Origin of the sequence: Meinhardsimonia xiamenensis, from assembly GCF_900102905.1 — a bacterium.
GTDB classification, from domain to species: Bacteria; Pseudomonadota; Alphaproteobacteria; order Rhodobacterales; family Rhodobacteraceae; genus Meinhardsimonia; species Meinhardsimonia xiamenensis.
On sequence record NZ_FNFV01000001.1, the window covers coordinates 625,480 to 644,108 of the forward strand.

Sequence of the window (18,629 nt, forward strand, 5' to 3'; positions counted from 1 at the left end):
CCTACCTCTCGCGCAGGGCTCGGGCGAAATAGCGCCCGATCGGCCGCAGCAGGTAGGAAAGCGGCGTACGCGCTTCCGTAGTGATGAATGCCTCCACAGGCATGCCGGGCACCAGCCGGACATCGCCGAGCCGTGACGTCTCGGCCGGGCCCAGCGTGACTTCGCCGGCGTAGTAGGAAGCGCCGCGCGCCTCGTCGGAGAAGGCGTCGGCCGAGATGCGGGCAAGGATGCCGGTGATGGCGGGTGTCATCCGCTGGTCGAGGCCTGGAAACCGCAGTGTCACCGGCTGTCCCGCGTGGACCTCGTCGACCGCCTCTGTGGAAATGCGGATGCGCGCCACGAGCGGGCTCTCGTCGGGCACGATGCTCAGGATCGGCTCGGCCGCGGCCACCACCGCGCCCGCGCCGTGCACGCCCAGCCCGTGCACGACGCCCGGCACCGGTGCGCGGATGTCCAGCCGGGCAAGGCGTTCGTCGAGCGCAAGGCGCCGCGTCTCGAGCTCGCTCACCGCGAGGCGGAGATCGCGCAGCTCGGCGATGACTGCCTCGCGCTGCGCACTCTCGATGCGAACGAGCTCGAGCCGCGATTCGGATATCATCCCGCCGGTGCGCGCGATGTCGGCATCAAGCGCGCCGAGCGCGCCGGCAAGCCGCGCAAGCTCGCGGCGCAGATCCAGTTCCTCGGAGGACCGCGCAAGCCCCTTGCCGAGGAGAAGCCGCAGCCGGGCGAGTTCCTTCTCGAGAAGGCTCATCTGCTGGCGCACCGCCTCCCGCTGGGCGGCGAGGCCCCGGCTCTGGTTTTCAAGCTGCCTGATTCGCTCGGCCATCCGGGCCCGAAGCTGGGCATTCGATGCCCGGCGCGCGGCAAAGAGCCGGCGCTGTCCCTCCAGCAGTTCGCCCACCTCACCATCCCCGCCGGCGGCGGCGACGAGTTCTGGCGGAAACGCCACCGCATCGAGCCCGTCGCGCTCGGCGCGCAGGCGGGACATGCGGGCACGCGCCTCATCAAGCTGGGAGAGGATGATGGCCCGCTCGGCGCGGAGTGCAGCGCCGTCAAGTTGCAGCAGGAGCTGGCCCGCTGCCACGCGATCGCCTTCGCGCACCAGCAGGCGGGCCACCGTCCCGCCCTCCTGATGCTGGACGGGTTGGCGATGGTTCTCCACGCCAAGAGTGCCCGGTGCGAGCACCGCGCCCTCGATGCCCGCGCCGACGCCGAAGGCGCCAAGGCCCAGCACCAGCGCCACCATCGCGAGGAGGCCCAGCGTGACAGGCATTCGCGCCGACCATGGCCCTGCCCGGCGGCTGGTCATGACGCGCCCGCCCATGTCATGGCCGGGCCACCGGCGTGAGCCGTGCGCGCGGCTCCGCGCTGTTGCGCACCTGCTCTCCCAGAACGCACTCGCGCGGGCCGAATGCCCTCTGCCGCCCGGCATCCAGCGTCAGCAGCAGCTCGCATTCGGCTATCGCGGCAGGCCGGTGGGCAATCACGATCACGGCGCCGCCCCGTTCCTTCATCGCCCGGATGGCGGCGTTCACGCGCGCGCTGCCGACACTGTCGAGGTTGGCGTCCGGTTCGTCGAGAACGAGGAGTTTCGGCGCGCCGTAAAGCGCCCGGGCGAGACCGACGAGCTGGCGCTGCCCGCCTGACAGGCGCGATTCGTCGCCGAGCAACGTGTCATATCCCTCGTCGAAGGCCGTGATCATCTCGTGGGCCCCGGCCATGCGTGCAGCCGCCACCACCGCTTCCGGGTCGGGACAGAGGGCCATGCGCGCGATGTTCTCGGCGATGGTTCCGCGAAACAGCCGCACCGACTGGGGCAGATAGCCGATGTGGCGACCGAGCGCGTCGGGCGGGTACTGGGCAAGCCCGGCGCCATCGAGCACGATCCGGCCGGCGCTGGCGGGCCACAGCCCGACGACGGCCCGCGCCAGCGTCGACTTGCCGGCCGCGCTCGGGCCGATCACGCCAAGCGCCTGGCCGGGCTCGAGCTCGAGGGTGATGCCCGAAAGCGCCGGCCGCCTCTCCCCCGGAGGGATGACGACCAGATCACGCACGCCGAGCCGCGCCCGCGGCACGGGCGGCCGGGTGCGGGGCGGCCGGCGCGGCGTCGCCGCGAGCTGTCGTGCGAGCCGGCGCCATCCGGCAAGAGCCTGCTGTGCCAGCGGCCAGCCCGCGAGAAGCTGCTCCACCGGCGCCAGCGCCCGGCCCAGCAGGATGGAGGCGGCCACCATGGCGCCCGCGCTCAACTGTTCATGCAGAACCAGCCAGGCACCCGCCGACAGCATCGCCGATTGCAGGAACAGGCGGAACGATCTGGTCGCCGCACCGAGTGCCGCGGCCCGGTCGGATGCGGCGATGAAATGCCACAGGCCGCGCCTGCGCAATCGCTGCCACCGCTCCCGCGCGGCATCGCCCATTCCCATGCCGAGAATGGCCTCAGCCCCGGTGAGGAAGCCGGCCGCCAGCGCCTCGGCCTCCGAGGCAGCGCGGAGCGCCTTCGCGCCGTGCCGGCGTGTTGTCCATTGATTGAGCGCCGTCATGAGGATCAGGATGCCCCCACCGGCGAACGCGACCATGCCGAGCAGCGGATGGAAGAGGAAGATCATCACCGCGAAGAGCGGCGCGAAGGGCATGTCGAAGAGGGCGATGAGCACCGGCGCGCAGAGAAACTGCCGAACCGCCGCAAGGTCGGAGAGTGCCTGCCCGGACGTCCGGTCTGCGTCACTGACCGCCTTCGCGAGCGTTGAGTCGAACAGCCGCCCGTCAAGGCAGGACTGGAAGCGGGCGCCGACGCGCGCCATCGCCTGGGCCCGCGCCCAGTCGAGCAGGCCCATGATCACGAAGAGGAAGGCGACGAGAAGTGTCAGCGTCACCAACGTCTCCTCCGAGCGGCTGGTGAGCACCCGGTCATAGACCTGCAGCATGAAGAGCGGGCCTGTCAGCATGAGCAGATTGACGAAGGCGCTTGCCACCGCCGCGAATATGATGAGGGGCGTGGCTGCGCGCATGACCCTGGCGAGCTCTTCCCGGCCGGTGGCGATATTGGCCACCGTCATGGCGCCGCTCCTCCGGCCGGGCGCCGCGCGCGTGCAGTGACACCGCCCATGAGCAGTTCAGCCCCGGTGCGCGCGGCCGGTGGCATCGGCAGGCGGTGTGAGTGCCTGTGGGCGGGATGTTCGGCTCGTTGCATCACGATACTGCGGCATGCCGCCTCTCCCCGTTGCGGGCCGGCCGGCGCCGGGCGCCACGCCGTGCCGTGATCGAAGGCCGCCGGCCCGGCTGCGCCGCCTGACCCTGCCGGGACTGTCCACGCCGCAGGTGAAGATTCCCTTGATGCGGCCCGCGCGCTGGCAGGCGGGCGGCTGCGCCCCCGTGGACCGGCGGGCTTTACATCCGGCCGGCAACGCGCAGGATTATCGCAGGCTGAAACAGGGAGGCGCGCGGCACATGTCCCGTTTTCTGATCGCGCTTGGCATCATTCTCATCCTCGCCGGGCTTCTGTGGCCGCTGGTGCAGAAGCTCGGCCTTGGCCGCCTGCCCGGTGACATCGTCATCGAGAGGGGCGGCGCGCGCATCTATATCCCCATCGTCAGCGCCATTCTCGTCTCGGTAGTGCTGAGTGTGGTGCTGAACCTCATTCTCTGGATCGTCGGGCGGTAGCCCCCATGGCCCACGGTGACGAAACCCCGCTGCGCTCTCCCACCGGCTGCCCGATCTCGCCGCGCGCGGCCGCCTTCCGCCCCTTCGAGCGGCCCTATCAGGAGGATCCGGCCGCCGCGCTTGCCTGGGCGCGGGCCGAGGAGCCGGTCTTCTATGCCCCCGACATCGGCTACTGGGTGGTCACGCGCCATGAGGATGTGAAGGCCGTCTTCCGCGACAACATCACCTTCTCCCCGCGAATCGCGCTCGAAAAGATCACCCCGCCCACCGAAGAGGTGCAGGCGATCCTGAAGCGCTACGGCTACAATCTCCAGCGCACCATGGTGAACGAGGACGAGCCCGATCACATGGAGCGCCGGCGGCTCCTGATGGCCGATTTCCTGCCCGAGCGGCTCGCGCGCCACGAGCCCATGGTGCGGCGCCTCACCCGCGCGCACATGGACCGCTTCATCGACCGGGGCCATGCCGATCTGGTGGCCGAGATCTTCAGGGACGTGCCGCTGAAGGTGGCGCTCCACTTCCTCGGCGTCGCGGAGGAAGATGCCGATGAGCTTACCCGCTTCGCCGCCGCCCACACGCTCAACACCTGGGGCCGGCCGACGCCCGAGGAGCAGCGCGAAATCGCCGAGAATGTCGGCCGCTTCTGGCAGAAGGCCAACGCCATTCTCGACCGGATGATTGCCGATCCGTCGGGCGAGGGCTGGATGTACGAGACCGTGCGCCAGCACTTCCGCCACCCCGACATCGTGCCCGAGAGCTACATGCGCTCGATGATGATGGCGATTCTCGTCGCCGCGCATGAGACCACGACGCTCGCCACCGCCAACGCCTTCCGGCTCCTGCTCGAGCGGCGCGACGCCTGGGAGGAGCTCTGCGCCAACCCCGGCCTCATCCCCAGCGCGGTGGAGGAATGCCTGCGCATGGGCGGCTCGATCATCGCCTGGCGGCGGATCGCCACCCGCGAGGCCGAGGTCGGCGGCGTGACCATCCCCGAGGGTGGGCGGCTTCTCTTGGTCATGGCCTCGGCCAACCGCGACGAGAGCCATTGGGAAAACCCCGAGGAGCTCGACATCTTCCGGGACAATGCGGTGGAGCATCTCTCCTTCGGCTATGGCGCGCACCAGTGCATGGGCAAGAACATCGCGCGGATGGAGATGCGGGTGTTTCTCGACGAATTCACCCGCCGCCTGCCGCACATGCGGCTCAAGCCCGGTCAGAGCTTCGAGGGGCTGTGCAACATCGCCTTCCGCGGCCCAAAGAGCCTTCTGGTGGAATGGGATCCGGCCGAAAACCCCGAGCGGCGCGAGCCCGCCCTGCGCGAGCGGGCGGTGAGCTTCCCGATCGGCGCGCCGGTGAAGGAGAACATCCTGCGCCGGGTGGTCATCGTGGAGGCGCGCGAGGAGGCCGAGGGCGTGAAGAGCTTCCTTCTGGCCGATCCGCGCGGCCGGCCGTTGCCCGGCTGGAGCGCAGGCGCGCACGTCGATCTCGTCTCGGGCGGCTTTCGGCGCAAGTATTCGCTGTGCTCGGCGCCGGGCGAGGAGGGGCGCTGGCGCATCGCCATCCTGCGCGAGGCGGAGGGGCGCGGCGGCTCACGCCATTTCTGCGACGCGCTCAGCGAGGGGGCGGAGGTGCAGGTGGCCGGGCCGCGCAACCATTTCCGCCTCGACGAGAGCGCGGCGCGCTACCGGCTCATCGCAGGCGGCATCGGCATCACCCCGATCCTCGCCATGGCCGACCGGCTGAAGGTACTCGGCCGCGACTACACGCTGCACTACTGCGGGCCGAGCCGCGCGCGCATGGCCTTTCTCGATCGCGTCCTTGCCGATCACGGGCCACGCGCGCAGCTGCATGTCAGCGACGAGGGCACGCGACTTGATCTTGCGGGCGAGTTCGCCGCCGTGACGGAAGGCGAGCAGGTCTATGCCTGCGGGCCGGCTCGGATGCTCGATGCGCTGCGGGAGCTTGCCCGCGGCTGGCCCGAGGGGGCGTTGCACTTCGAGTATTTCACCACCGGCGCGGCGACGCTCGATCCGGCGCGGGAACATGCCTTCGAGGCGGTGCTGGCCGATTCCGGTCTGGTGGTTGAGGTCGCCGCTGACGAGACGCTCTATGCCGCGCTCAGGCGCGCGGGCATCGACATCCAGAGCGACTGCGGCGAGGGGCTGTGCGGCAGCTGCGAGGCGCGCGTCGTCGAGGGCGAGATCGACCACCGCGACCGCGTGCTCTCGAGGGCCGAACGCGCCCGCGGCGACCGGATGATGACCTGCTGTTCGCGGGCGAAGGGCAGGCGGATCGTGCTGGGGCTGTGACACACCTCGCCGCCTGAAAGTATTCTGCGTCTTTTCCCTTGCAGCTTTTCTGCCCGGTGCGTCAGCGCCGGGCCGCGCCCGCCCGCCCCCTTGGCGGGCGCGATTCTCGCACCCGCCCGGGCGGTCGCGACCCTCGTCTCATGATGAGAGCCGCTCCCGCTTCCAACGGGGTCAGCCCAGCGCGTTGGCGAGCACCTCGAGAAAACGATCGACCTCTTCCTCCTGCGTGCACCAGCTCGCCACCATGCGCGCGCTCAGCGGCGCCTCTGCCACGCCCTCAAGGCTCTGCGTCTCGGGCCAGAGCGCATAGGCCGCGCCGGCCTCACGCAGCTTGCGATGCGCAGCGCGCGGGAAGGCGGCGAAAACCTCGTTGGCCTCGACCGGGTGCAGAAGCTCCACTCCGGAAAGCCTCGCAAGCCCCTGCGCAAGTCGCGCGGCCATCGCGTTGGCTGCGCGGGCAAGCTCGAGCCACAGCCCGCCGTCGAGATAGGCCAGCATCTGCGCGGCCAGAAAGCGGTGCTTGGACCACAGATGCCCTGCGCGCATGCGGCGGAAGGGCAGCGACTCGGCCCGTGCACCGTCAAAGACCACAACCGCCTCGGCGGCCATCAGCCCGTTCTTGGTGCCGCCGAAGCTCAGCACGTCCACCCCGGCCTTCCACGTCATTTCCGCCGGTGCGGCGCCACTCGCGGCAAGCGCATTGGCAAGCCGCGCCCCATCCATGTGCACGCCGAGCCCGCGGGCTCTGGCAACGGCGGCAAGCCGCGCGACGTCCTCCGGGCGGTGGACGGTTCCCGCCTCGGTGGCGTTGGTGATGGACAGCGCCGAGGGAACCACGGAATGCGCATCGCCCGTCATCTGTGCCGTGATGGCGGCGGCGAGCGCGTCTGCGTCGATGCGCCCGTGCGCGCCCGGCACCGGCACCACCTTGGCGCCGCCGGTGTAGAACTCGGGCGCGCCGCACTCGTCATAAAAGATGTGCGCCCCCTCATGCGCATAGAGCGCACCCCAGGGCGGGCAGAGAAGCGCCGCCGAAAGCGCATTCGCCGCCGTGCCCGTGGCAACGAAGGCAATCGTTGCCTCCGGCGCCTCGAAGACGTCCCTGATGCGCGCCTCCGCGGCGCGGGTCAGCGTGTCTTCGCCGTATGATGGCGCGTAACCCTCATTGGCGCGCGCCAGCGCTTCCATGACCCTGGGGTGGGCGGGGGAGGTGTTGTCGGAGGCGAAGTTCATGTTCCGGGCTCCTCGATGATGTGATCTTCCCACTCCTCCTCGGGAACGTCGAGTTCGGGCAGCGTCCAGCGATGAGCAGCCACCCCCGCCTCGATCACCGACTCGGGCCGACCCGAGATGAGCGGATGCCAGTCGGGGAGCGGCCGGCCTTCCCAAAGCAGCCGGTAGGCGCAGGTCGCGGGCATCCAGTAGGCATTGCGCGCGATATTCTCCGGGGTGAGCACCACGCAGTCGGGCACGATCTGGCGGCGGTTCTCGTAATGCGCACAGCGGCAGGTCTCGTCGTCGTAGAGACGGCAGGCGATGCGGGTCAGCGCCACCTCGCGCATGTCAGGGTCTTCGAGCTTGTTGAGACAGCACTTCCCGCAACCGTCGCACAGAGCCTCCCATTCGGCCCTGGTCATGCGCGCAAGCGGGACCCGTTCCCAGAAGCGCGGGCGCAGCCCCTCACGGTTGATCGGGTCACGTCGCATGGAGCGCAGGTTGCCAGCCATCGCGGGGCACATTGGAGCGGGTCACAGAGCTTCCAGAATTGCGCGCGCCGCGGCACAGTCCTGCGCCATCTGCGCCATGAGCTCCTCGATGCTCTCGAAGCGCGCTTCGGGGCGGAGGAACTCCACCAGCCCCACGGAGAGATGTTCGCCGTAAAGGTCGCCCTCGAAGTCGAAGATGAAGGTTTCCAGGTTCGGGTGGCTCCCGCCGAACATCGGGCGGATGCCGATCGAGGCGGCACCGTGGTAGCTGCCGCGACAGGGGCCGGTGAGAACATCGACGAGAACCGCATAGACGCCAAAGCGCGGCGGGTGCAGCCGCTCGATCGACATGTTGGCGGTGGGGAAGCCGAGGGATTTGCCACGCTTGTCGCCATGCAGCACGGGCCCGTCGATGCGGTGCCAGTGGCCGAGCATCGCCGCCGCCTCGCGCGGCCGTCCCGCGCTCAGCGCCTCGCGAATGGCGGTCGAGGAGATCTCGAGCCCGCCGGGGCCGGTGACCAGCTCGGCCACCGTCACGCCAAAGCCGAGTTCCGCGCCAAGCCGCTGCAGGTCGGCGGTATTGCCCGCCCGTCCCTTGCCGAAATGGAAATCCCGCCCGACCACCACATGCGAGAGCCCAAGCCCGGCACAGATGACCTCGCGGGCGAAGGCCTCGGGGCTGAGCGAGGCGAGCTCGGCGCCGAAGGGAAGCTGATAGAGCACGTCGACGCCCAGCTTTTCCAGCCGGTGGGCGCGGGTTTCGGCATTCATCAGCCGGAAGGGCGGGGCGGACGGGGCGAAGTATTCTCTCGGGTGCGGCTCGAATGTGACCACGCCAAGGGGAACGCCGCGGCGCCGGGCCTCGCCGCGGGCAAGATCGATCACCGCCTGATGGCCGAGGTGGACGCCGTCGAAATTGCCGATTGCCGCGGCCGCGCCCTCACGCTGCTCCGGCTCGAGTTTCCAGTGCTCGAAGATCCGCATCATCCCCCGGACTGCGTGCGCGGGGGCCGCCCGCGAGACCTCAGTCGAACTTGCGGCTCGGCGCCAGCACCAGCGCCTCGCCCTTCAGCACGACCGTATCGCCCACCGAACACCGACAATCAAGGGTGACCCGGCGGCGGGCGTGGTCGATATCGGCCACCGTCACCTCCGCGCGCACCGTGTCGCCCGGCCGCACCGGCGCGAGAAAGGTCAGGTCCTGGCGCATGTAGACGGAGCCGTGACCGGGCAGCTGCTCGCCGATCACCGCCGAGATCAGCGATGCGGTCAGCATCCCGTGGGCAATGCGGCCCTCGAAGCGGGTGTCCATCGCGTAGGCGTCGTCAAGGTGCACCGGGTTGCGGTCGGTGGAGACCTCGGCGAACAGCTCGATGTCGCGGTCGGTGATCTGTTTCTGCACGTACCGGCTCATGCCGATCTCGAGATCCTCGATGCAGATGGTGCCGCGCGGCAGGTTATCGAGCATTTCCGTCTCCGCCATGAGGAACAGCTGCGCCTGATGTTGCGCTGCAGCATAACGCGGCAATGCAGCACGCGCAATGCGTACGGGAAATTTAATGGCGTGTGACGGTGGATTTCTGAAACTTAGTTGCTGCGCGACAATGGGGCGGCGTGACCGGGGCTCCGCCCCGGACCCCGGGGTATTTGCACCAGGATGACATGCCGCGTGGCGCGCACCGGTTTACCGCAGGAAACCCATGGCAAATCGCGGCGCGAGCTGATGGCGCGCGAGGAAGGCGGCGAGTTTCTTCGGGTCGGGGTCGCCGCCCGGCGGCGTGCCGGTTTCCGCCGCCGCGAGTCCGCCGGTGATGAAGAGCGCGTCGATGTCCTCGCCGAAGGCGCCACGCACGTCGGTCTCGATGCCGTCGCCGATGGCGAGAGTGCGCGCGAGGGCAGGCTCGCGCCCGATCTCGGCAAGGCGCTGGCGCGCGAGCTCGTAGATCGGCGGATGGGGCTTGCCGAAGTAAAGCACCTCGCCGCCCATCTCCTCGTAAAGGCGGGCGACGGCGCCGGCGCACCATTCGCGGCTGTCGCCGCGGTCGACGACGATGTCGGGGTTCGCGCAGAGAAGCTTCAGGCCCTTTTCCCTTGCATATAGCAGTTGCGGGCGCAGCGTGGCCGGGTCGGCGTGGGGGTCGAAGGGGCCGGTGCAGACGATGCCTTCGGCCTGTTCAAGCGGCACGCGCTCGATCTCGATGGGGTTGCGCATCGTGCGCGGCGGCTGGAAGAAGCTCAGGTCCCGCGGCTCGCCGATGTGGAACACCCGCCGTCCAACCGCGCCCGAATAGAGCGCCACCCGCGCCGCGTCGCCCGAGGTCACGACCACGTCCCATGCGCTGTCGGGCACGCCGAAGCCGGCGATCTGGCGTTCAACTTCGGCGCGGGGGCGTGGGGCATTGGTCAGCAGCACCACGGCGCCGCCATTCCTGCGGAAGGCCTCGAGAGCGGCAACGGCCTGCGGGAAGGCACGCAGACCGTCATGCACGCAGCCCCACAGATCGCAGAACAGCGCCTCATAGGGGGCGGAGATGTCGGCAAGTGCGTGGACGATTTCGGTCATCGGTTCCCGTCGCTATGGGCGCGCCGGCGCGGCGGCGCGGGTGATGCGTTTGCGCCCCGGTCCGGCGCCTCCGAATGGCGCCGGACCGGGCGGATGTCGCGCCATGCGGCGCGGCGCTGACCGCGGCCTCAGACCGCGACGAGGCCCATCTGCTCAAGCTTCAGAAGGACCTGATGCGCGCAGGTGTCAACATCGACGCCTTCGGTATCGACGCGCAGCTCGGGGTTCTCGGGCACCTCGTAGGGGTCGGAGATGCCGGTGAACTCCTTGATCTTGCCCTCGCGCGCGAGCTTGTAGAGGCCCTTGCGGTCGCGGCGTTCGCACTCCTCGAGGCTGGTGGCCACATGCACCTCCACGAAGGCGCCGTACTGCTCGATCATCTCGCGCACGGCGCGGCGGGTGGCGGCATAGGGTGCGATCGGCGCGCAGATGGCGATGCCGCCGTTCTTGGTGATCTCGGAGGCGACGAAGCCGATGCGGCGGATGTTGAGGTCGCGATGCTCCTTGGAGAAGCCGAGCTCGGAGGAGAGATGCTTGCGCACCACGTCGCCGTCGAGCAGCGTCACCGGCCGGCCGCCCATCTCCATCAGCTTGACCATGAGGGCGTTGGCGATGGTCGACTTGCCCGAACCGGACAGGCCGGTAAAGAACACCGTGAACCCCTGCTTGTGGCGCGGCGGGAAGCGGCGGCGCAGCTCCTCCACCACCTCGGGGAAGGAGAACCAGTCGGGGATCTCCAGCCCCTCGCGCAGCCGGCGTCTGAGCTCGGTGCCGGAGATGTTGAGCACCGTGCAGCCCTCCGGCACTTCGTCGGCCGGGAAATACTGGGCCTTCTCCTGCACGTAGACCATCTGCTTGAAGGGCACCATCTCGATGCCGATCTCCTCCTGATGCTCGAGGAAGAGCTCTTGCGCATCGTAGGGCCCGTAGAAGTCGTCACCCTGGCTGTTCTTGCCGGGGCCGGCGTGGTCGCGGCCGACGATGAAATGGGTGCAGCCGTGATTGCGGCGGATGATCCCGTGCCAGAGCGCCTCGCGTGGGCCGGCCATGCGCATGGCGAGGTTCAGAAGGCTCATGTGGGTGGTGGCGGCGGGGTACTTGTCGAGCACCGCCTCGTAGCAGCGCACGCGGGTGAAATGGTCAACATCGCCCGGCTTGGTCATGCCGACGACGGGGTGGATCAGCAGGTTCGCCTCCGCCTCGCGCGCGGCGCGGAAGGTGAGCTCCTGATGGGCGCGGTGCAAGGGGTTGCGCGTCTGGAAGGCGACGATGCGCCGCCAGCCGAGCTTGCGGAAGAAGGCGCGCAGCTCGTTGGGCGTGTCGCGGCGGGCGCGGAAGTCGTAATGCACCGGCTGCTGGATGCCGGTCACCGGGCCGCCGAGATACACCTTGCCCGCGGTGTGATGCAGGTAGTTGACCGCCGGGTGGGCGATATCGTCGGCGCCGAACACCTTCTCCGCCTCGCGCCGCTTGTCGGGCGTCCAGCGGTCGGTCACCGTCATGGTGGCGAGGATCACGCCTTCCTGATCGCGCAGGGCGATGTCCTGGCCAAGCTCGATGGACTTGGCGAATTCCTCGCTCACGTCGAGCGTGATCGGGATCGGCCACAGCGTGCCGTCGGCAAGGCGCATCGTCTCGACGACGCTTTCGTAGTCGTCCTCGCCGAGGAAACCCTTGAGTGGGAAGAACCCGCCGTTCATCAGAAGCTCGAGATCGCAGATCTGGCGCGGGGTCAAATCCCAGCTTGCCAGCCCGGCGGCTTCCATCTTCAGTTTCTGGGCGCTGTCCCAGGACACGTAAAGCTCCGGCACCGGAGCCAGATTTGCCAATTGCATTCTCATCTCGGGGCTTGTCTCTCTGCTTCTTGCCGGCGGCACGGCCCACCGGGCGGCGGTGCTTCCCATAGCCCGCCGGGCAGACGAGGTTCAATGCCCTTGCGGCAGCACTGCCCCCGTAATGGCGCATGCGTGGCATCTCGGGCGCGGCTTGCGCACCGCGCCGGCTGTCGAGAGGCGATGCGGGGCGCTATTCGGCGGCTTCGGTCACGACCGCGTCCATGCCGCGTTCGGCGAGGAAGCGTTCGGCATCGAGCGCGGCCATGCAGCCCATGCCGGCCGAGGTGACGGCCTGACGGTAGACGTGATCGGTCAGGTCACCGGCGGCAAAGACGCCCGGTACCGACGTCCTGGTGGTGCCGGGCTCGACCTTGACGTAACCGCCCATGTGCGTCTCGAGCTGATCCTTCACCAGTTCCGAGGCGGGCGCATGGCCGATGGCGATGAAGACGCCCTTGCACCGGATTTCGCTGACCTCGCCGGTCTTGACGTTCTTCACCCGCACGCCCTCGACGCCCTTCGGGTCTTCGGTGCCGAGGATCTCCTCCACCGTGTGGTTCCACAGAACCTCGATCTTGGGGTTGGAGAAGAGCCGCTGCTGAAGCACCTTTTCCGCGCGCAGTTCGTCGCGGCGGTGGATGAGCGTGACCTTGGTGGCGAAATTGGTCAGAAACAGCGCCTCTTCCACGGCCGTGTTGCCGCCGCCCACCACGACCACCTCCTGACCGCGGTAGAAGAATCCGTCACAGGTGGCGCAGGCGGACACGCCGAAGCCCTTGAACTTCTCCTCGCTCGGCAGGCCGAGCCACTTCGCCTGGGCGCCAGTGGCGAGAATCAGCGCATCGGCCGTGTAGGTCGTGCCGCTGTCGCCCACCGCGGTGAAGGGGCGCGTCTTGAGATCGACCCTGTTGATGTGATCGGCGATGATCTCGGTGCCCATGGCGCGGGCATGTTCCTCCATCCGCGCCATCAGCTCGGGGCCCTGCACTTCCTTGTCGCCGGGCCAGTTCTCGACCTCGGTGGTGATGGTCAGCTGCCCGCCCGGCTGCATGCCTTGGATCAGCACGGGCTCCAGCATGGCGCGCGCGGCGTAGATGCCCGCCGTGTAGCCGGCCGGTCCGGAGCCGATGATGAGAACCTTCGCATGTCGTGTCTCGCCCATGGCGCACCCCCGAATGTCGTGTGGCATTCCATATAGAGGCGCGCGGCGTGCTGCGAAAGCCCGCCCCCGCCCCATGGCGGCGATGCGCCGCGGCTTGCGTCTGGCGGGAAGTTGGAATAACAAAATTGCGCAAAAGCGAAACAATGTTGCGTTGATGCGCGCCGTTTCGCAGTCTCCTGAGGTTTCGGAGGAACAGGCTGATGGCCGGCCACAAGCTCGATGCGATCGACCGCAAGATTCTCGCCGAACTGCAGGCCGACGGGCGGATGACCAATGTCGAGCTGGCCCGCCGCGTCGGCATCTCGGCGCCTCCCTGTCTGCGCCGGGTCCGCGCGCTCGAGGAGGCGGGCTACATCCGCGGCTATCACGCCGATATCGACGCCCGCAAGCTGGGCTTCGAAGTGTCGGTGTTCGCCATGGTCGGGCTTCAGAGCCAGGCGGAGGCCGATCTCACCGCTTTCGAGCAGCGCTGCCGCGAGTGGCCCTTGGTTCGCGAATGCCACATGCTCAACGGCGAGGTGGATTTCCTGCTGAAATGCGTGGCGCCCGATCTTTCCACCTTCCAGCGCTTCCTCACCGAGGAGCTGACGGCGGCGGAGAATGTCGTCAGCGTCAAGACCTCGCTCGTGATCCGTGACGCGAAGGATCTGCCCGGCGTGCCCTTCGAGGTGCTCGAGGAGAGGCTCGCTCAGGAGGCCTGAGGCGAAAAAGCGCGCGGCCTGACGCGTTGCGCGTTCAGCCGAGGTGCAGAAGCGCTTCGGCCGCGTCGCGACCCAGACGCGGCAGGGCAAGCGGGCCAAAGTCCGACAGATGCTCGAAGTGCGGGAAGAGCGAAAGGTAGATCCGCGCCACTTCCGTGCCCATGCGGGCGAGGGCATCGGGGCCGGGATGGACGGTTTCGATCTCGATCCCGTTCACGGCGATGATGTGATGACGGCGGAAACCGAGATGAAAGACGCGTACGGGCGAGGCGGGCGCGATTCGCACGACGCTGAAGCTGTCGTCGAAGGCAGGGAGCGGCACCAGCGCCGCCTTGGTGCCGACCCGTTCGATCAGCTCGGGTGAGCGCCAGACGAGCCGCGCGCCGGGGCCAAGAACGAGGTCGGGCGCTGGGCGCTGGGGGCCGAAGCTTTCCATCGGGATGCGCCACAGCCCCGGTTGCGGCACGCCGTCCTTCATTCGTGGCTGGATCAGCGCAGCCCCCCGCCACATCAGCGTCTGGAGGCCGGCATCGCTAGTTTCCACCTTGATGCCCGGCACCAGATCTTCCACCGCCATGGGCCCCGCTTCGGTCATCACCAGGGCGCCGCGGGCGATGGCGGTGAAGGCGCTGTCGAAGACCGGGTGCGCCGGCGCGGCGCGCATCTCGTCGACCAGGTTGCCCTTGCGGTCGAGCGCGAGGATCTCGTAGCGCCGCGAAGGTTGCCCGAGGGGCAGGCCCGACCCCGAGGCGCCGATGGGGCGGACAGTCCATGGCGCCGGTCCAGATCCCGCCTTGCCAGTGGTGGCCGGAAGGTTGGTTCCTCTCGCGGGTCGGTGCGGGTAGGTCATCTGTGCCGGTCTCCGTCGTTGCGGGCGGGGTCACCTGCCACGGGCTGCTCAGGCAAGCCGCGCCCCGCCGGATCCCCGTTCAGGCCGATGCGCGCGGTGTGCGCGCCAGGGCCTGGGCGCGGCGCCGGGAGATGAAGGCCTCGCGCCGGGCGCCGCGGGCCCAGGGCATCTGGAAGTCGCAGTTTTCCGCTTCCTTGATCGCGGACCTGATCCAGCTGCGCTTCTTCGTCTTCATGGCGTTTCCCTTCGTGTCTCGTCCCGCGTGCCCTTTGGGGGCTGTCTGATCGGTTCGCGGCCCTCGCGGCCCGCCTGCTGCCGGGAAATCTCGCTGTCCAATCGGGCAACAGAATGACGGAAACTGCGGATTTGTCTGGCCCCGGCGGGGCCAATTATGGCGCGATCGGGGCGTGCCTTGCCATCCCCCGCCGCTGGCGCCGGGGCGCCGGGCGAGGCCGGGGCGGGCGGGTGGAAAGGCGCCGGAGCCTCACGCCCTGATCCCACCCCCTGATCCAACCCGCTGACGCGCTCCGCGCCTCGGGCCTGCCTCAGAGACGGATCATCGAGATCAGGCGGCCATAGTCGGCCTCGCCCCGGTGACAGGACCGGCGGTAGGAATAGAACCGCTCGGGGTCGGAGTAGGTGCAGTGGCCGGTCCAGGCCGCCTCGTTGATGCCCGCGCGCCTGAGCCGCGCGAGTCCCATGCCGGGCAGGTCGAAAAGGTAGCGGTCGCCCTCGCCGTTGGCGAAGAAGCGCAGGTTCTCGGGGTCTTCCACGGCGAAGGCGTCAAGGAATTCGGGCCCCACTTCATAGGCGCGCTGCGAGATCGTCGGCCCGATCACCGCGTTGATGCGCTCGCGCCGCGCGCCCGCGGCGACCATCTCGTCGACCACCGTCTCGAGAATGCCGGCGAGCAGGCCCTTCCAGCCGGCGTGCGCCGCCCCGATGACACCGGCTTCGCGATCGGCCAGAAGCACCGGTGCGCAGTCGGCGGTGAGGATGGCAAGCGCAATGCCCGGCGCCGCGGTCACCATGCCGTCGGCGCGGGGGCGCTCGCCCGCGAGCGGGCCCTCGACACGCACCACGTCGCCCGAATGCACCTGATGCACCCCCACCACCGCCTCGGGCCCGATGCCCAGCGCCTGCGCGGCGCGTGCGCGGTTGATGGCAACTGCCTCGCTCTGATCGGAGGAGCCGCCGCCGCAGTTGAGCCCGGCGAAGATGCCCGACGATGCCCCGCCCCGCCGGCCGAAGAAGCCGTGCGGCGTGCCGCGCAGCAGCGGATGAGTGATGATGTCGAGCTTCATTCTGTGCTCGCCTCCTGCGGCATCGGAGAGAGGCCCGGCGGCGGCGGATCGCCATGCCGCCACAGGCCGAGTACCTTGAAGAGGCTTCCCATTTCCTGCGGATGCGTCAAGCGCCTGTGCGCGGCAACATGGGCTTCGAGCGCCGGGCCCGCGAGCGCGCGGGCGAGCGCCTGCGCACGCGCGGTGATGCCGAGACGCTCCAGAAACACGCCCTGCGGGGTGAGTTCGCTGACCGCAATGGCCGTGCCCGCGGGGGCGCGGGCGGCCCGGGCAAGCGCCTCGAAATCGACATGCGCGGTCAGATCGGCCTCGCCCGGCGCGGCCAGCGGATCGACGCGCCGGTGCCGGCTCAGCGCCTGCAAGGTGTCGCCGAGCGAATGCCAACCGCCATAGTCGATGATGAGCGCGACGCCCCCCCGCGCCGCGATTCGGCGCGCGATCTCGCCCATGATCGCTTCCGCGGCCGGGCAAAGCTCGACGATGTCCCCCTCGCGGGTGTCGGCCAGACGGGGCGCCAGCGGCTCCGGCAGGCAGGGAGCGCCAAGGGCGAAGGCAAGCCGCCCCTCGTCATCAAGGCGGACCAGCCTTTCCCGCCAGGCCACGCCTGAACGCTGGAACTGGCGGATGGGCAAGGCGTCGAAGAATTCATTGGCGATCAGAAGAAGCGGAGCCTCCTCGGGCAATGTCCCGACGCTTTCGTGCCACCAAAGCGGCGACGGCCCGGCCAGAGCCTCCGCCTGCCGGCCCCGCAGCGGCGCGGATGTCTCCACGAGATGCACGCGCAGCGCCTCGGCGAGGCCCGGCACCGCCCGCGTGGCACGCAGCGCATCGGCCATCAGCGTGCCGCGGCCGGGGCCGAGTTCGGCGAGGGTGACCGGCGCGGGCCCGCCGCGGTCAAGCCAGCTCTGGGCGAGCGCAAGGCCGAGAAGTTCGCCGAACATCTGGCTGATTTCAGGCGCGGTCGTGAAATGCCCACGCGCGCCGAGCGGATCACCGGCGCCATAGACGCCGTGCTCGGGGTCGGAAAGGCAGGCGGCCATGAATTCGGCCACGGTGATGGGGCCGGAGGCTGCGATCCGGGCCGCGAGCCTCTTCGCCAGCGGCGTCACGCGCGCGCTCCGGCAGCGCCTTTGCGTCGGGCGCGGGCGATGAACAATGCGCCAAGCAGGATCATCGGCAGCGACAGGATCTGCCCCATGGTCAGACCCCAGCCCCCCGCATGCAGGGCGAGGCCCAGGGGGTTGCCCGGCACGACGAATTGCGGGTCGGGCTGGCGGACGAACTCCACCGCGAAGCGGGCCAGACCGTAGCCTGCGAGAAAGGCGCCGGTGAGCGCGCCCGGCCGCTTGAGCCAGCCGCCGCGCCGGCCCGCAAGCCAGAAGAGCACGAGGCCAAGGGCAAGCCCCTCGAGCGCGGCCTCGTAGAGCTGGGAAGGGTGGCGTGCGCATGGACCCTCGATGCCGGGGCAGTCCTGCGCGGCGGCGCCGGGAAAGATCACGCCCCAGGGCAGGTCGGTCGGCCTTCCCCAGAGTTCGGCGTTGATGAAATTGGCCAGCCGGCCGAGGAACAGCCCCGGCGGCGCGGCCAGTGCGAGCAGGTCGAGCGCGGGCAGGACGGCGATGCGGTGGCGCCGGCAGAACAGCCACAGAGCGACCGCGACCCCCAGCATGCCGCCATGAAAGGACATGCCGCCCTGCCACACGGCGATGATCTCGGCGGGATGCACAAGGTAGTAGCCGGGATTGTAGAAGAGCACATAGCCGAGCCGCCCGCCGAGGATGATGCCGAGGATGAGCCAGGTCACCAGCGCCTCGATCTGCGCGGGCGTCATCGGCGGGCCGTCGCGGTTCCACAGCGCCGGGCGGCGCACCGCCGCCACCATGATGCGCCAGCCGATCAGGATGCCGGCGATGTAGGCCAGCGCATACCAGCGCAGCGCGAGCGTGATTTCCCCGATCTCGATCGAAAAGACCTCGGGGCTGACGGGCGGGAAGGGAATGGCAAGCATCATGGCCTCTTCTGTGGCGGCGCCGCGCGGCGCGGTCAACCGGCCTTGTTCCGTGCCGGCCGGGGCTTCATATAGGGCGGGATGTCAGGAGGTGCGCCGATGCAGACCCGCAACAAGCTTCTCGAGGATCTCTCGCAACTGATGAGCAACGCCATGGGCGTGGCGCAGGGGGCGAAGCAGGAGGCCGAGACCGCCTTTCGCAGCATGCTGGAGCGCTGGCTGGCCGACCGCGATCTCGTCACCCGCGAGGAGTTCGAGGCGGTGCGCTTGATGGCGGTGAAGGCGCGCGAGGAGAATGATGCGCTCGCCGCCCGGCTCGCCGCGCTCGAGGAGCGGCTGGCCGCGCTCGAGGCGGCGGGGAGGAAGCCGGCCGCGCGCCGGCGCAAGGCCGCGTCGGAAGACTGATCGGGCGCGAGGGGAACCGCGCGTGCCGCGCGGTGCCTCCGGCGGGGGTATTTTCACCAGGATGATGAGGCTCGGGGGAGCGTGCGGTGTCCTGCGGTCCCGCTAAGTCTGGTGGCGAAACTGTCC

The 18,629-nt window shown here is 69.3% G+C and carries 18 protein-coding genes; 4 read left to right on the top strand and 14 right to left on the bottom strand.

Annotation, left to right across the window (positions count from 1 at the left end; translation table 11 throughout):
- Window position 1: 1 nt before the first annotated feature.
- On the bottom strand, window positions 2-1,273 hold the full coding sequence (locus tag BLQ14_RS03015) for an HlyD family type I secretion periplasmic adaptor subunit (protein WP_170068387.1): 1,272 nt from the start codon (window positions 1,271-1,273) through the stop codon (window positions 2-4).
- 52 nt (window positions 1,274-1,325) lie between these two features.
- Window positions 1,326-3,056 carry a type I secretion system permease/ATPase gene (locus BLQ14_RS03020; RefSeq protein WP_092497990.1) on the bottom strand — a complete coding sequence of 577 codons (1,731 nt, stop codon included), beginning with the start codon at window positions 3,054-3,056 and terminating at the stop codon, window positions 1,326-1,328.
- 391 nt (window positions 3,057-3,447) lie between these two features.
- Here BLQ14_RS03020 and BLQ14_RS03025 point away from each other — a divergent pair, with 391 nt between their 5' ends.
- Together BLQ14_RS03025 and BLQ14_RS03030 are read left to right on the top strand one after the other, a co-directional pair.
- Entirely contained in the window at window positions 3,448-3,660 is a 213-nt protein-coding gene (locus BLQ14_RS03025; protein WP_092497992.1) for a DUF2905 domain-containing protein, read from the top strand.
- A gap of 5 nt (window positions 3,661-3,665) precedes the next feature.
- Window positions 3,666-5,969: a cytochrome P450/oxidoreductase gene (locus BLQ14_RS03030; protein ID WP_092497994.1), complete on the top strand. Its 2,304-nt coding sequence runs from the start codon at window positions 3,666-3,668 to the stop codon at window positions 5,967-5,969.
- A gap of 171 nt (window positions 5,970-6,140) precedes the next feature.
- Here the strand turns inward: BLQ14_RS03030 and BLQ14_RS03035 are convergent, their stop codons facing one another.
- From BLQ14_RS03035 to trxB, 7 genes are all read right to left on the bottom strand, one after another.
- Entirely contained in the window at window positions 6,141-7,202 is a 1,062-nt protein-coding gene (locus BLQ14_RS03035; RefSeq protein ID WP_092497996.1) for a threonine aldolase family protein, read from the bottom strand.
- Window positions 7,199-7,696 carry a YcgN family cysteine cluster protein gene (locus BLQ14_RS03040; RefSeq protein ID WP_245656880.1) on the bottom strand — a complete coding sequence of 166 codons (498 nt, stop codon included), beginning with the start codon at window positions 7,694-7,696 and terminating at the stop codon, window positions 7,199-7,201. Before BLQ14_RS03040 ends, BLQ14_RS03035 begins: the two co-directional genes overlap by 4 nt.
- Window positions 7,697-7,717: 21 nt before the next feature.
- Complete coding sequence (locus tag BLQ14_RS03045; protein ID WP_092498372.1) at window positions 7,718-8,659, bottom strand: bifunctional riboflavin kinase/FAD synthetase; 942 nt, start codon at window positions 8,657-8,659, stop codon at window positions 7,718-7,720.
- 40 nt (window positions 8,660-8,699) lie between these two features.
- Window positions 8,700-9,143 (bottom strand): MaoC family dehydratase, encoded by a 444-nt coding sequence (locus BLQ14_RS03050; RefSeq protein ID WP_092497998.1) that lies wholly within the window; start codon window positions 9,141-9,143, stop codon window positions 8,700-8,702.
- 216 nt (window positions 9,144-9,359) lie between these two features.
- Window positions 9,360-10,238, bottom strand: coding sequence for a TIGR01459 family HAD-type hydrolase (locus BLQ14_RS03055; protein ID WP_092498000.1), 879 nt, complete (start codon window positions 10,236-10,238; stop codon window positions 9,360-9,362).
- Between the two features lie 128 nt (window positions 10,239-10,366).
- On the bottom strand, window positions 10,367-12,073 hold the full coding sequence (locus BLQ14_RS03060; RefSeq protein ID WP_092498002.1) for a bifunctional sulfate adenylyltransferase/adenylylsulfate kinase: 1,707 nt from the start codon (window positions 12,071-12,073) through the stop codon (window positions 10,367-10,369).
- A 190-nt stretch (window positions 12,074-12,263) separates the two neighbouring features.
- Window positions 12,264-13,235, bottom strand: a complete 972-nt coding sequence (trxB, locus tag BLQ14_RS03065) for a thioredoxin-disulfide reductase (RefSeq protein WP_092498004.1) — start codon at window positions 13,233-13,235, stop codon at window positions 12,264-12,266.
- Between the two features lie 200 nt (window positions 13,236-13,435).
- Between trxB and BLQ14_RS03070 the strand changes: the two genes are divergently transcribed.
- Window positions 13,436-13,936, top strand: coding sequence for an Lrp/AsnC family transcriptional regulator (locus BLQ14_RS03070; protein WP_092498006.1), 501 nt, complete (start codon window positions 13,436-13,438; stop codon window positions 13,934-13,936).
- 34 nt (window positions 13,937-13,970) lie between these two features.
- Here the strand turns inward: BLQ14_RS03070 and BLQ14_RS03075 are convergent, their stop codons facing one another.
- The 5 genes from BLQ14_RS03075 to lgt form a co-directional block, all read right to left on the bottom strand.
- The gene (locus BLQ14_RS03075) at window positions 13,971-14,786 is read right to left on the bottom strand and encodes a Hint domain-containing protein (RefSeq protein WP_092498008.1); all 816 of its coding nucleotides are present in this window, start codon (window positions 14,784-14,786) and stop codon (window positions 13,971-13,973) included.
- A 79-nt stretch (window positions 14,787-14,865) separates the two neighbouring features.
- Window positions 14,866-15,021, bottom strand: coding sequence for a hypothetical protein (locus BLQ14_RS15360; protein ID WP_170068388.1), 156 nt, complete (start codon window positions 15,019-15,021; stop codon window positions 14,866-14,868).
- Between the two features lie 310 nt (window positions 15,022-15,331).
- Complete coding sequence (gene pgeF / locus BLQ14_RS03080) at window positions 15,332-16,090, bottom strand: peptidoglycan editing factor PgeF (protein WP_092498010.1); 759 nt, start codon at window positions 16,088-16,090, stop codon at window positions 15,332-15,334.
- Complete coding sequence (locus BLQ14_RS03085) at window positions 16,087-17,199, bottom strand: class I SAM-dependent methyltransferase (protein WP_245656882.1); 1,113 nt, start codon at window positions 17,197-17,199, stop codon at window positions 16,087-16,089. The genes pgeF and BLQ14_RS03085 overlap by 4 nt, the downstream gene beginning before the upstream one ends.
- Entirely contained in the window at window positions 17,196-18,101 is a 906-nt protein-coding gene (gene lgt, locus BLQ14_RS03090; RefSeq protein WP_092498376.1) for a prolipoprotein diacylglyceryl transferase, read from the bottom strand. Before lgt ends, BLQ14_RS03085 begins: the two co-directional genes overlap by 4 nt.
- Before the next feature lie 96 nt (window positions 18,102-18,197).
- Between lgt and BLQ14_RS03095 the strand changes: the two genes are divergently transcribed.
- Window positions 18,198-18,503 carry an accessory factor UbiK family protein gene (locus BLQ14_RS03095; protein WP_092498012.1) on the top strand — a complete coding sequence of 102 codons (306 nt, stop codon included), beginning with the start codon at window positions 18,198-18,200 and terminating at the stop codon, window positions 18,501-18,503.
- Window positions 18,504-18,629 lie beyond the last annotated feature (126 nt).

Coding starts and splice junctions, on each gene's coding strand:
- BLQ14_RS03015 (WP_170068387.1), bottom strand. CDS start 1,273: ATGCCTGTCACGCTGGGCCTCCTCGCGATGGTGGCGCTGGTGCTGGGC.
- BLQ14_RS03020 (WP_092497990.1), bottom strand. CDS start 3,056: ATGACGGTGGCCAATATCGCCACCGGCCGGGAAGAGCTCGCCAGGGTC.
- BLQ14_RS03025 (WP_092497992.1), top strand. CDS start 3,448: ATGTCCCGTTTTCTGATCGCGCTTGGCATCATTCTCATCCTCGCCGGG.
- BLQ14_RS03030 (WP_092497994.1), top strand. CDS start 3,666: ATGGCCCACGGTGACGAAACCCCGCTGCGCTCTCCCACCGGCTGCCCG.
- BLQ14_RS03035 (WP_092497996.1), bottom strand. CDS start 7,202: ATGAACTTCGCCTCCGACAACACCTCCCCCGCCCACCCCAGGGTCATG.
- BLQ14_RS03040 (WP_245656880.1), bottom strand. CDS start 7,696: ATGGCTGGCAACCTGCGCTCCATGCGACGTGACCCGATCAACCGTGAG.
- BLQ14_RS03045 (WP_092498372.1), bottom strand. CDS start 8,659: ATGCGGATCTTCGAGCACTGGAAACTCGAGCCGGAGCAGCGTGAGGGC.
- BLQ14_RS03050 (WP_092497998.1), bottom strand. CDS start 9,143: ATGCTCGATAACCTGCCGCGCGGCACCATCTGCATCGAGGATCTCGAG.
- BLQ14_RS03055 (WP_092498000.1), bottom strand. CDS start 10,238: ATGACCGAAATCGTCCACGCACTTGCCGACATCTCCGCCCCCTATGAG.
- BLQ14_RS03060 (WP_092498002.1), bottom strand. CDS start 12,073: ATGCAATTGGCAAATCTGGCTCCGGTGCCGGAGCTTTACGTGTCCTGG.
- trxB (WP_092498004.1), bottom strand. CDS start 13,235: ATGGGCGAGACACGACATGCGAAGGTTCTCATCATCGGCTCCGGACCG.
- BLQ14_RS03070 (WP_092498006.1), top strand. CDS start 13,436: ATGGCCGGCCACAAGCTCGATGCGATCGACCGCAAGATTCTCGCCGAA.
- BLQ14_RS03075 (WP_092498008.1), bottom strand. CDS start 14,786: ATGACCTACCCGCACCGACCCGCGAGAGGAACCAACCTTCCGGCCACC.
- BLQ14_RS15360 (WP_170068388.1), bottom strand. CDS start 15,021: ATGAAGACGAAGAAGCGCAGCTGGATCAGGTCCGCGATCAAGGAAGCG.
- pgeF (WP_092498010.1), bottom strand. CDS start 16,090: ATGAAGCTCGACATCATCACTCATCCGCTGCTGCGCGGCACGCCGCAC.
- lgt (WP_092498376.1), bottom strand. CDS start 18,101: ATGATGCTTGCCATTCCCTTCCCGCCCGTCAGCCCCGAGGTCTTTTCG.
- BLQ14_RS03095 (WP_092498012.1), top strand. CDS start 18,198: ATGCAGACCCGCAACAAGCTTCTCGAGGATCTCTCGCAACTGATGAGC.